This window comes from Pseudomonas sp. ADAK2 TE3594 (assembly GCF_053628675.1).
In genome coordinates, this window is the sequence record NZ_JBRJGV010000001.1 from 1,417,575 (window position 1) to 1,429,614 (window position 12,040).

Annotated in this window: 13 protein-coding genes and 1 pseudogene; 12 read left to right on the forward strand and 2 right to left on the reverse strand. The window is 58.6% G+C overall.

Features of this window, described 5'->3' with window-relative positions:
* Positions 1 to 6 precede the first annotated feature (6 nt).
* The 9 genes from AB7M22_RS06495 to AB7M22_RS06535 all read left to right on the forward strand — a co-directional run bounded on the left by AB7M22_RS06495 (position 7) and on the right by AB7M22_RS06535 (position 7,742).
* On the forward strand, positions 7 to 510 hold the full coding sequence (locus AB7M22_RS06495; RefSeq protein WP_454185617.1) for a phage major tail tube protein: 504 nt from the start codon (positions 7 to 9) through the stop codon (positions 508 to 510).
* A gap of 12 nt (positions 511 to 522) precedes the next feature.
* The gene (locus tag AB7M22_RS06500; protein ID WP_454185618.1) at positions 523 to 834 is read left to right on the forward strand and encodes a phage tail assembly protein; all 312 of its coding nucleotides are present in this window, start codon (positions 523 to 525) and stop codon (positions 832 to 834) included.
* A 148-nt stretch (positions 835 to 982) separates the two neighbouring features.
* Positions 983 to 3,484 (forward strand): phage tail tape measure protein, encoded by a 2,502-nt coding sequence (locus AB7M22_RS06505; RefSeq protein ID WP_454185619.1) that lies wholly within the window; start codon positions 983 to 985, stop codon positions 3,482 to 3,484.
* Positions 3,485 to 3,496: 12 nt separating this feature from the next.
* The gene (locus AB7M22_RS06510) at positions 3,497 to 4,342 is read left to right on the forward strand and encodes a phage tail protein (RefSeq protein ID WP_454185620.1); all 846 of its coding nucleotides are present in this window, start codon (positions 3,497 to 3,499) and stop codon (positions 4,340 to 4,342) included.
* Positions 4,317 to 4,523 (forward strand): tail protein X, encoded by a 207-nt coding sequence (locus AB7M22_RS06515; RefSeq protein ID WP_454185621.1) that lies wholly within the window; start codon positions 4,317 to 4,319, stop codon positions 4,521 to 4,523. The genes AB7M22_RS06510 and AB7M22_RS06515 overlap by 26 nt, the downstream gene beginning before the upstream one ends.
* Positions 4,524 to 4,604: 81 nt before the next feature.
* Positions 4,605 to 5,654, forward strand: a complete 1,050-nt coding sequence (locus AB7M22_RS06520; RefSeq protein ID WP_454185622.1) for a phage late control D family protein — start codon at positions 4,605 to 4,607, stop codon at positions 5,652 to 5,654.
* A 55-nt stretch (positions 5,655 to 5,709) separates the two neighbouring features.
* Positions 5,710 to 6,273 (forward strand): glycoside hydrolase family 19 protein, encoded by a 564-nt coding sequence (locus tag AB7M22_RS06525; RefSeq protein WP_454185623.1) that lies wholly within the window; start codon positions 5,710 to 5,712, stop codon positions 6,271 to 6,273.
* Positions 6,255 to 6,797 (forward strand): lysis protein, encoded by a 543-nt coding sequence (locus AB7M22_RS06530; protein ID WP_454185624.1) that lies wholly within the window; start codon positions 6,255 to 6,257, stop codon positions 6,795 to 6,797. Before AB7M22_RS06525 ends, AB7M22_RS06530 begins: the two co-directional genes overlap by 19 nt.
* 150 nt (positions 6,798 to 6,947) lie before the next feature.
* Complete coding sequence (locus AB7M22_RS06535) at positions 6,948 to 7,742, forward strand: DNA adenine methylase (RefSeq protein WP_454185625.1); 795 nt, start codon at positions 6,948 to 6,950, stop codon at positions 7,740 to 7,742.
* 591 nt (positions 7,743 to 8,333) lie between these two features.
* Here AB7M22_RS06535 and AB7M22_RS06540 read toward each other — a convergent pair.
* Complete coding sequence (locus AB7M22_RS06540; RefSeq protein WP_454185626.1) at positions 8,334 to 9,026, reverse strand: SOS response-associated peptidase family protein; 693 nt, start codon at positions 9,024 to 9,026, stop codon at positions 8,334 to 8,336.
* A 23-nt stretch (positions 9,027 to 9,049) separates the two neighbouring features.
* A complete protein-coding gene (locus tag AB7M22_RS06545; RefSeq protein ID WP_454185627.1) occupies positions 9,050 to 9,778 on the reverse strand; it encodes a hypothetical protein in 729 nt (242 codons plus the stop codon).
* A 151-nt stretch (positions 9,779 to 9,929) separates the two neighbouring features.
* On the opposite strand from AB7M22_RS06545, the pseudogene AB7M22_RS06550 reads away from it, so the two are divergent.
* The 3 genes and pseudogenes from AB7M22_RS06550 to AB7M22_RS06560 form a co-directional block, all read left to right on the forward strand.
* A pseudogene (locus AB7M22_RS06550) lies at positions 9,930 to 10,564 on the forward strand (IS30 family transposase); the annotation flags it as partial.
* A gap of 152 nt (positions 10,565 to 10,716) precedes the next feature.
* Positions 10,717 to 10,983, forward strand: coding sequence for a hypothetical protein (locus tag AB7M22_RS06555; RefSeq protein ID WP_152641235.1), 267 nt, complete (start codon positions 10,717 to 10,719; stop codon positions 10,981 to 10,983).
* A 110-nt stretch (positions 10,984 to 11,093) separates the two neighbouring features.
* Positions 11,094 to 11,975, forward strand: coding sequence for a trypsin-like serine peptidase (locus AB7M22_RS06560; protein WP_454185628.1), 882 nt, complete (start codon positions 11,094 to 11,096; stop codon positions 11,973 to 11,975).
* Positions 11,976 to 12,040: the final 65 nt, after the last annotated feature.

Below are 12,040 nucleotides of genomic sequence, written 5' to 3' on the forward strand. Positions count from 1 at the left end.
CGTTCGATGATTCCTCAAGTTCTCTCCAACTGTAATGCCTTCGTCGACGGCGTCAGCTTTGCCGGCGACGTGCCGACCCTGTCGCTGCCCAAGCTGACCCAAAAGACCGACGACTATCAGGGCGGCGGCATGTTGTCGCCGGTCGAAATCGCCATGGGGCTGGAAAAGCTGGAAGCGGCGTTTACCACCAACGGCGTGCGCCGCGAGGCGCTGAAGTACTTCGGCCTGGCCGATCAGACCGCCTGCAACATCGTGTTCCGCGGTGCCTTCAAGGGCCTGCGCGGCGTGGTCACGCCGGTCATTGTGACCATGCGCGGCGGCATCAAAGAGGTCGACATGGGCGACTGGAAACCGGCCGACAAGGCCGAAATCAAGCACTCGGTCAAGCTGGTCTACTACAAGCTGGAGATCGACGGCCGGGTCATGTACGAGATCGACCCGCTCAACATGGTGATGGTGGTCGACGGTGTCGACCAAGCTGCCGCTGAACGCTCGGCCCTCGGCCTCTAAGGACAAAAGCACATGACCCAAGTAACCCAAGACCAAGAACTGCCGAGCTGGCTCAAGCTGAGCGATGAAGGCGTTACCGTAACGCTCAAATACAAGACCCTGATCAGCGGCGTCCTGACGGACAAGCTGATGATGCGTGCGCCGAGTGTCATGGATTGGCGCGCCTCAAAGGTGGCGGGCAACGGCGACTATGAAAAACAGGAGTTGTCGCTGTTCAGCAGCTTGCTGGGGCTCACTGAACCGGAATTGTTGAGCCTGAAATACAAGGACTATCAGCGCCTATCGGCGGGCTATTTTCGCCTGGTCGAAGAAGACGACGTTTAACGCGACCACCCTCAAAATGGCGGCCCAACGCTTGGCGAAAGAGACCGGTTTCTCTGCTGCCGAGATTACGGCCATGCCCTTTGATGAGATGGTTTGGTGGCTCACGGATTGAGCCGCCCTTGATCTACCCGACGTATAGGGCAAGTACATGGCGAACAAACTCGCGCTCGGCCTGGTCATTGGCGGGGCGGTCAGCTCCACCGTAGGTTCAGCGTTCAAGGATGTCACCAGTCGCATCAAGCGCCTGGAGGCCGAAGGCAAAAAAGCCCGGGTGCTGGAAAAGACCATTGGCGACACCATGCGATTGCGCGATGAATGGCGCAAGGCACACATGGCGGGCGAGAAGGGCGCCGGCGCGCTACTGAAACAGCTGGAAAGCAATCTCAGCAGCCTGAAGAAGCAAGGCGTTGAAGTCCGCAATCTGGCCAAGGCCTACAACACCATGGGTCAGATGGCGGCCAAGGCCGAGCTGAAAGCCAAAGGTCACCATCAGCTCGATGAGGGCAAGCAGCGCCTGAGAAACAGTGTTGGCCAAGCGGTCGCCGGCACGGCGGCGCTGGCGATCCCGGCGAAGATCAGCGCGGACTACGGCGCGATCATTCGTGACATTGCGATCAAGTCGAACATTGCCAACAAGCCCGAAGAAGCGAAGCTGTCCCAGACGGTGATCGACACGTCTCGCGACACCGGCATGGCGCGCAATCAGGTGGCCGAGGTGGTCAATGCGCTGGTGGGGGCCGGCATGGAGCTGGACAAGGCCCTGCAATATGCCCCAACGGCGGCCAAGTTCGCCGTGGGTCAGGGTTCGGATGGCGGCGAAACGGCGCGCATGATCAACGCCCTGGGGCAGAACGCCAAAATATCCGACCCGGCAGTGATGCAGAAGGCGCTGGAGGCGATCGCCTACCAAGGGCAGGCGGGCAGCTTCGAGGCTGCCGACATGGCCCGCTGGTTCCCTGAGCTGCTGGCAGGCATGGGCAAGCTGGGCATCACCGGGATGGATTCGGTCACGCAACTGGGCGCGATGCTTCAGGTGCAGATGAAGACCGCCGGCGGATCGGACGAGGCGGCGAACAACCTCAAGAACTGGATGGAAAAGATCGGTTCGGGTGACACGGTCGAGGCCTACAAAAAGGCCGGGATCGATTATCAGGGCTCGATGAACACTGGCCTGCAGAATGGCAAGTCCACGCTGGAATCCAGCTTTGAGCTGGCCCAGAAGTACATTGCGGCGACCGATCCGAAGAAGGCCGCCGCCATGGCGGAAGCCACGGCCAAGATCAGCAAGGAGACCGATCCGGAAAAAGCCAAGGCCATGATTGCCTCCCTGGAGCAGGCCCTGCGCACCGGCGATCTGTTCGCCGACATGCAGGTCAAGGGCGCCTTGACCGCGTTCATGCAGAACAAGGATCTGTATGCGAAGTTGAAAAGCGAGTCGGCCAGCGCCACGGGGATTCTGGACAAGAACCTTGAAGAGCGCCGGCAGTCGTCTGCGCAGAAACAGGCGGAAATGGTCCAGGGCATCGACGACGCCATGCGAGGCATCGGCGATGCCTTTCGGCCGGTGACTGACGCAGTGGTCGACGGGGTGACCTCTGTCACGCAAGGCCTCGCCAATCTGTCCGATGAGTCGCCCCGGCTGGTGACGGGTATCGGTGCGGCCGTCGCGGCCGTGATCGGCTTCCAGGCCGCCATGAGCAGCTTCAAGATTGCCAAGGGCCTGATGAACCTCGGGCGCGGCTCGCTGATGGGCAATCCCAACATTCCGCAAAAGGTGATCGTCACCAACATGCCGGCCAGTGGTACCGGCGGGCTGGATGGCGGCGACTTCGATGCCGGTGGCGAAGGCAAAAAGGGCAAAAAAGGCAGGCCGGGCGGGAAGGGCGGCGGCGTGCGTGGCGGGGGTGGTGTCGGTGCGGTGGTCAAAGGGGCGGCGGTGTTTGCGGTCGCTGAGGCTGGCTACAAGGCCTATGACACCTATCAGAACGCCGAGACGCAGGACGAGAAGGCCGAGGGCTACGGCGCGGCGGCGGGCGGGTTGGCGGGCACGCTGACCGGTGCCGCCGCTGGTGCGGCGATCGGTACTGCGGTGTTGCCGGTAATCGGCACCTTTGTCGGCGGGTTGATTGGGGGGTATCTCGGCAGCCAGGGCGGTGACGCTTTGGGTGGTGCAATCGGCAAGTCGATGTTTGGCACGCCCGACGAGCTGAAGCGGATGCCGGCTGCCGGGCCGCTGATGATGAGCAATGCTGGCAAGAACATCCCGCCGGTGATGGGCGACATTGCCAAGTCGTTCGCGGCGCCAGTGGCTGGGTCGCTGGTGATGGCCCGTGGCGGTGGTCCGGTGATGCCGACACGCGCAGCCGAAACGCAGCCCGGTGATGCCGCGCGCTCCATGATGTTGCCGCCGGCCAGTGCCGATATAGGGGCGGGGCCGCTGGCCAAGGTACTGGCACCGGCCGCGAAGTCGGAGCCTGCCAAGATCGAATCCAAGGTGGACATTCAGGCGCCGTTTTCGCTGACGGTCAACGGTGACGTCAAGGATGCGGCGCAGCTGTACGGTCAGCTCAAGCCGTTGCTCGATCAGCACTATCGCGACATGGCCAAGCAAATGGGGAGCGCTCAACTCTTTGACGCGCCGCACGTTTAATCAGGAGGGCTCATGGAAGCATTGGGGCAATTACAGTCGGGGCTGAAGTACCTGGCCTCGGCCGGGGAAACCGGTCGGCGCAGTCTGGACGGGATGCTGGGCCCGGTGAATGGCGCGATCGGGGAAATCACCGGCGCGACGTCCGAGCTGGAGGGGCTGCCCGTTGTCGGTCCCGCGATCGGGGCCAAGCTGCAGCGCGTCATGCGCGGGGTGAATGCGGCTCAGGCCAAGGTCGGGCAGGTGGTGGCCACGTACAACACGGCTACCCGGGCGCTGTCGCAGATTGACGAACGCATGGCGGTGCTGAAGGAACAGGCGGGCAAGGCGGCGACGGCGATCAACAAGATCGCCGGCAAGGCCAGCCCGGCGCTGGCCAACATCGTGCCCACCGGGGCCTTTGCCACGGACTCGACGCCGGCGCCGGAGGCGGTGAAGCCATTCCCGCACTTGCTGATCATCCAACCCCAAGATCCCAAGGCGCAGCCGTATTTCTTCAACCTCGACACGGCAGCCTTTGACGAGCTGCGCCGCTCGACGGAATTTCGCTGGGCTTCGCAGGAACGCCTGTCGCGCCGGCCGGCGCAACAAGCCGTGGGCATGGGCGACGAGAAAATCACGCTCAAGGGCGCGATCTTTCCGGGGTTCAAGGGCGGCCTGAAGCAGCTCGACACCTTGCGCGCGATCGGCGCCAGGCTTGAGCCGTTGAGCCTGGTCACGGGCTATGGCGACGTGCTGGGGAACTGGTGCCTCAAGAGCATTGAGGAAGAACAGAGCGCGCTGATGCAGGGTGGCATCCCGCGCAAACAAGGGTTCACGCTGGAGTTTGTACGCTATGGCGACGACATGCAGAACGTCTGACGGAGATCTGTTGGACACCATCTGTCATAACTATTACGGCCACCTCAATGGCAGCGTTGAGGTGGTCCTTGATGCCAATCAGGGGCTGGCCGAAGAAGAACAGCCGTTCCGGGCCGGCGTGGTGATCACGCTGCCGGATATGCTGGCCCCCGCTACGGAGCAGATAACGCTATGGGATTGATGGTCTACACTCGTGTCGTTTATCGCTTCAAGCTCCTTACTTTCTTACCCGCCTTGTGCGGGTTTTTTTTGGAAAAAATTCATGACGCCCATCTTTCGTATCGTGGCGGATGGTGCTGATATCACGAGCCTTATCAACGATCGGCTGTTGCAGCTCAGCACCACGGACAAGCCCGGCATGGAGTCGGACGAGTTCGAACTGCGCATTGACGACCGCGACGGGCTGGTGACGCTGCCCCGTAAGGGCATCGGCATCGAGATCTACCTGGGTTATGCCGAGACGAGTCTGGCGCGCCTGGGGCGCTACGTGGTGGACGAGGTCACGGTATCCGGTCCGCCGGATGTGATCGTGATCAAGGGCAAGGCCAGCGACATGCGCGGCAGCGGCAAGACTATCCGCAGCGGTAGCTGGGAGAACGTGCCGTTGTCCAAGATCGTCAGCGATGTCGCCACGCGTAATGGCTGGCAGCCGGTGTGCCCGGTCACGACGAAGGTCGCCCGGGCAGACCAGCTCAGCGAGTCCGACTTTAACTTCATCACGCGCCTGGCTAAGCAATACGACTGTACCGCCAAGGTCGGCGACGGGAAGCTGTTGGTGATGCCCCGCCAAGGTGGCCAGACGGCCAGCGGCAAGGCGTTCGGGGCGGTCACTCTGACCCGCAGTGACGTCAGTCGCTGGCAGTTTCGCTTTGGCGATCGCAGCGCGCACAAGGCGGTGGCTACCAAGCACCAGGACAAGAAGACCGGAAAGCTCGCGGTCGTCTCCCTGGACAATGACGACGTGCCGGATGGCCTGCCGGCGGTGCATACCGATCGGCATATTCACCCGAACAAGACCGCCGCGGAATCGGCGGCCAAGGCGCGCTTGGCGGCATTCAATCGCTCGAGCGCGGATGTTCGGTTTGAAATGCCCGGCCGTACGGACCTGTTTGCCGAGCGGACCATCAACGCCCAGGGCTTCAAGGTCGGGCTCGATGGTGAGTATCTGACCGACTCGGTGGAGCAGGTCTACACCCAAGCCGGCTGGTCGACCACCGTCGAATGCAACGGAGGCAAGAACGGCAAAGCCAAGGCCAAGGGCAGGAAAAAGAAGAAGGAGGCGAAGCCGGTCAAAGTCGTATCCCTGAAGTAGCGCGAAAAAGAATCCATAGCCGCTGAGTGCGGTTTTTTTTTAGCCTGGAGTTTGTATGTCCTTAACCGAGCAACAGCTGCAACTCATCATGCCGAACGCCCGCCGCCAAGCGGGCGTTTTTGTATCCGCCCTGAACACCGCCATGGCCCACCGGCAAATCAATACACCGAAACGGCAGGCCGCATTCCTGGCTCAAGTCGGCCACGAGTCCGGTCAACTGCAGTACGTCCGCGAACTGGGCGGCGACCAGTACCTGAGCAAGTACGACACAGGCAGTCTGGCTGCGAAGCTGGGCAATACGCCAGAGCCTGATGGTGATGGTCAGCGCTATCGCGGTCGTGGCCTGATCCAGGTGACCGGCCGGAACAACTACCTGCGCTGCAGCTTGGCATTGTTCGGCGACGAGCGATTGCTGCGCACCCCGGAGTTACTCGAGCTGCCGCAATGGGCTACCGAGTCGGCCGCGTGGTTCTGGTGGGTACGCGAACTGAATGCCCTGGCAGATCGAGATGAGTTTGAGGCGATCACCCGCAAGATCAACGGCGGCCTTAATGGCCTGGCGGATCGGCTGCAATTGTGGGAGCGGGCGAGGGCGGTGTTATGCGCCTCGTCGACCTGATTCCGGTGCCGTTTCGGCTGTTCGCCATCGGTGTACTGCTGACCGCATTGGTGGGTGGTTCTGCCTCCGTGGCCTGGCAGGTGCAGGACTGGCGCTACGGTAGCCAACTGGCAGGCCAGGCCAAGCTGCACACCGACACCCTCAATCAACTGATCCTGGCTGCGACCGCGCAGCAACAAGCCGAGCAGGACAAACGTCTGGCCCTGGAGCAGCGGCTTTCAGCCAGTGAACAAACCCATTACCGAGCCCTGAGCGATGCCCAACGTGATCAAGGTCGCCTGCGCGACCGCCTTGCCACTGCTGATCTGCGCCTGTCAGTCCTACTCGACGCCACCGATGCAACCAGTAGCCGCACAGTGTCAGCCGCCACCGCAACCGGCGGCATGGTTCATGGCCCCACAAGAGCCCAACTTGACCCAGCGCATGCTCAACGAATTGTCGGCATCACCGATGCCGGCGACCAAGGATTGATTGCGTTGGCGGCCTGTCAGGCCTATGCCAAAGAAGTCTCAACACCGAAGTGAAAAAGAGCGACCGGAGTGGATGCGTCAACATCCAACCCGGCCGCCGTCCCTGCAGATGGTCCCTGCAAGTCCAGCCAAGGCTCTTACTCCGTGCACGAAGCGCGGCGAGCCTAGCACCTGTTTATTCATACAGTAAAGGTCTTGCAATCAATGTCTACACCCATCATCCCTTGGATGGGCGGCAAACGCCGCCTGGCCGACCGCCTCATTCCACTTTTTCCGCCCCACGAATGCTACGTCGAAGTCTTTGCCGGCGGTGCCGCGCTGTACTTCATGCGGCCCCAGGCAGCGCCGGTCGAAGTCCTCAACGACATCAACGGCGACCTGGTCACGCTGTACCGCGTCGTGCAGAACCACCTCGAAGAGTTCGTGCGCCAGTTCAAATGGGCGCTCAGTTCGCGTCAGGTGTTCGAGTGGCAGAAGATGACCCGCCCCGAAACCCTCACCGACATCCAGCGCGCCGCCCGATTCTTCTACCTGCAGCACCATGCCTTTGCCGGCAAGGTCACCGGACAGACGTTCGGTACCGCCACCACCGGTCCGGCGATCAACCTGCTGCGGATCGAGGAGAACCTCTCGGCTGCCTGGCAGCGCCTGTCCGGCACCTACGTGGAAAACCTCCCCTGGCTAGAATGCGCTGAACGCTATGATCGCCCCCACACCTTTCACTACATGGACCCGCCTTACTGGCAGACCGCTGGTTACGGCGTGGACTTTCCGTTCGAGAATTACGAGCGGATGGCCGACTTCATGCGCCGCTGCAAAGGCAAGGTCATGGTCAGCATCAACGACCACCCGGATATTCGACGGGTATTCGAGGGCTTCCACTTCGAAACGCTGGACATCCGCTACTGCAACACCAATCAACGGCAGGGTAAGGCCGAGGTGAGTGGTGAACTGGTGATCTTGAATTGGGAGCCGGCTGCGTTGGGCGGATTGTTCTGATCACCATGGCGCGAATCCTGGGCAACCAATACCCCAAAGCTGCAACAGCTCGGTGAGTTTGATAAGAAACTCAACAGTTGCCATTAGAAGAGCCAGCACATTCATTTTTTTATTCTCGCAAAGAAACATGCCGCGCCTAATGGCGCGGTAGCTGTGGGCGGAAAGTGAATCTGTTTTTAAACTAGTTGTTAAATACGGTGTTCGTCAATGGCGAGACGAGAATTATTGGGGGTTGGTTAATATTTGTCTGGGTACATTATCCCCGGGTCAAAAGGTGTATGCGACGTGACGTCCTTCTTTGGTATAGGGCTAAGGGGGTATACGGCATTTGGGGATGTGGGCAATGGGTGTATACGGCGGGTATGCATTGAACGCTGCTTTATGGAAGGTCGCGATATCTGTTTTTTACACGAAAAGTGGAAATCATGAATATTTGTTAGTTGGTGGGTGATGCTTGTTATTATATGTTGGCGGGGTGAAGGGCTTGTGTTTACTGAGGTGGATGATTTGTTAAGTGATGAACAGTTAAAATGTTTATTACACGAAAAGTGGAAATCATGCACAAACCATATTTCGCCATAATCGGGCAGATCATGGGTCTAGTGGTGAAGTCGGAGTGATCAATGCGGCACCCTGATTGCGGACATTGCCAATCGCCCTGTCGACCCTGAACCACTCGAATGCTTCGGTTGGCTCCCCCTGCAGCAGTACCATCTGTTCCGCGTGCTCATTGGGCGTGGCCGGGTCCAGCCATTCCCGGGCCAGTTCAGGCGACAGCGTTACCGGCCGACGGTCGTGGATGTCCACCATGCCGCCGGCGCTGTCGGCGGTGATGATGACGAAGCCGTCATACTCGCCTGGCTCATGCTCGGCGCTGGGGTATTGGCCGATCGCAGCACAGAGGATCGGAGTTCGGTCACGGTGACGAATCAGGTAGGGTTGCTTCTTTGGGCCGCCTTCATCTACCCATTCAAACCAGTTGTCGATGGCGATGATTGCTCGGTGCGGCCAGATCGCTTTGAAAAAAGGACCATGAGCGACTTTCTCAACCCGGGCATTGATCGGCGCTGCGCGGTCTTTGGCCCAATGCGGCCGCCATCCCCAGCGAACCATGTCAGCCCGCAGAAATTGACCTTCTTGATGTAAAAGGGCGAGCTGCGTGGACGGCGCAGCGTTATAGCGCTCGAAAGGCTGGTCGCCAGTATAGTTAATTAGTGCGTTTGGCATGCTGAGCGCCGCGACGAAGTCGTGAATGCCCCGGTACTGGGAAAGGCGTCCACACATGGTCAGATCCTCCAGCTGTGCTTTCAGCGTAGACCAGCACTCGGATGCTTAATGACGAAGCCTTGTCCGGAGCAGGCAGTGCAGTCGTCTCTTCGGTCAAAGCGGTCGAGACAATCGGGGCAGGTTTTGAACCTGGCCAGATCAATAAACGGCCGCATCTTTTCGTAAATGTTCAGATCGCGATCTTCCAGCGCGACTTGCGCCGCGTCGACCAAGGCACGATAAATATCGGAGTCTTCAATCGGCTTGTAGATAACCCCGAGAATCATCCGGCCTGTCTCAATGAGGTCGAACTGTCGGCCATCGGGCAGGATCAGCGTAAGGCCTTCGATGCGTGCAGTGACACCGGATGGGTTGAAAACGAGATTTACCCCGGAGCCGCCGCAATAGACCTTGCCATCGTAGGTGGTTCGAACTTCGGCCAGGTTGTCCCTTCTCGCCATAAAAATGGTTCGCCCGATTTCCCCCAGTGTCAGGGAGCCGTTGCAGGCTACAACGTCATAGGATGATGCGCCGCAATAGCGGACAGGATGGCTCTGCAATTCTTCCACGGCATGCCAGTACGCGGCGTTAGCCATTTCATTCATATCGTATTGCTCGAGCGGGTTGATCAGTCCTTCGGCGAGCAAAGTGGATGTCATGGAGTGAAGGTGCTGCCGGTGCGCCTCGGGGTTCTGCATTCGAAAGTCGTGGTCGTCGAGGGTCGAGTTCCACTGCTGATGTCTTAGCGCTTTAGCCTGGTCGAAATTCATGGAAGAGTCTTCGCTGGACGTATACTGTTTTTATATACAGTAATCGGAATCGCACGGTTGGGTGAGTAAGAGGCGACGAGGTGTAGGATTCTAGGGATGTACGGTCGGCATGAGGCTAGGGAGTGCGAGATAGTTGTAGACACCTTCACCCCTGCCGGTCGGTGAGCTTCGCAAGGAGCTGATCATCTGCCTACGCCAAGGTAGGACCGCCCCAGGCCATGCTCTGGTGGAGTGGATCGGCGTGGCCAGATCCCCAGATGATCAGTATTCACATGCTGATCACGCGAGATTGAAGACGGGTTGATGCCAGGGCATTGGGAGCGCGATCTGATTAGGGGCAAAGCCAACGCCTCGTTTGTAGACACCTGTGGTTACTTGATGCTGATGAAAATGAACGATACGACGGCAACCATCTGCGATGGAGGCTTCAGTGCGGTGCTCAATCGCATGACGCTGGCGATGCGTAAAAGCATGACCTATGACCAAGGTAGGAAGATGGCGCAGCACGTCGAAATCACCCAGAAGACCGGAGTGGCGATCTATTTTTGTGACCCGCACAGCCCTGGCAGCGCGGCAGTAACGTGAATATCAACGGGGCTGACCGTCAATAGTTGCCCTAGGAGACTGACTTGTCAGTACATAGCCAGGAAAACCTAGATGCCCTCGCACTGCAATTGAATATGCGTCTTGCACAAACGTTTCGATTTCAACTGTCCAATCGAAGTCATGGGGCAAGTGATGCAAGAGGCCATTGTTGTGAGCCTTGATGCCCAAAACTTCCATTAAATAACTGTAATTGCACTCGGCTCTTGCAATCGCCTTATAATTATTCGGCACATGGTCTGCTCTGAAAAATTCTTAAAGTTGTCATTTATAACAGGTGGATGATTTTTTTATTGGACTACTCTGTGGCTATAAATATGGAGGAGGTTAGTGCGATGGATAGTGCTGATGCAAAGGCTCTTGCGACGGATTGGGTTGGCGTTGGTAAAGAGTTGAGTGTAGTTCTTTGTAGTGGCTACTACACGTCCGAAGGTGGTGCGGGTGCTAGAGGGATTCTTCAAAGCATCGGCTCTAATGGCTTGACAGTAAAAACAGATAAAGGGTCGGTGTACATGGAATATAAGTTCATTGCTGGCATATATAATAGGAAGGAGATAGATAAAGCATCGGCTTCAACTGCCGGATTAGGAATATTTCTTTAAAATTCTTCGGTGACTTGCTCATCGCTCAATCCTCCTAAAGGGAAGGGGCCTGCGGGAAAGTCGGGGCGGTTCAAACGTGTGATGGGCGGCTGGTGGCTAACGGAGTTGCTATGAAGTCGAGTTTGCAGTCGTGCTCCAACTGGCGCCCTAGAAAAGATGTTGCTAATCGCAGTTCCGGCACGGATTTATCGCCCGTGAGTGATAGAGATGCGTCACACAACCAATTGATGTCTGACGCAGTTTCACCACAGGGCGTCGGTTTTTTTGGTCTCGATACCAAAAGTATCATTGGCGATGATGATCGGGACCCTGTAGCCAGCACCGTTAGCGCGCCGTGGCGAATGATTTGCTCCCTCGAGATCTGGTGGCCGGGAGCAGACGCTCCCGCCTATGGCACGGGTTGGCTGGCGGGCCCAGCTCTCGTCGTCACCGCTGCCCACTGTGTGTTCGATCATCAACAAGGCCTCGGATGGGCGACGAAAATATCGGTCACTCCAGGCCGTGATCGGAGCGAAGCCCCGTTCGGGAGCTACGATGCAAATCGCTTTTCCGCCACGAAGGCGTGGCAGAAAGTGCCCGGACGGAATGTAGACATTGGCGCAATCCATCTCGACGACGACCTAGGGCGCGTCGTCGGTTGGTTCACGTACGGCATCAACGACCGGGTCATCGTCGGAGGCGAGCCGCTGACGATCAGCGGATATTCTCGGCGAAGAGCCGTTCACTCTACCCAACAGCGAGCGTCTGGAGTTTCGGTTGGAGTGATCGAGGGTCGACTGTTTTACACCGTCGACACTTTGGGAGGAGCGAGTGGTGCTCCGGTGCTGCTTGGAGCTGTCCAGGATGACTCCGATACACATGTTATTGCGGTACATACCGACGACGAGACTGCGGTCCCTCCGGAAATCGGAGTTGAGAGCAATTCTGGGCCGCTCCTCGTCCCGGAATGGACCACGCTGATTGAGCAGTGGAACGCATTAGTTCGAATATGAAGGAAAGGGAGAATCAGCATGTTCCGGAACCTGAGCATTCATTTTTGTGCGGTAGTAGCGCTAAC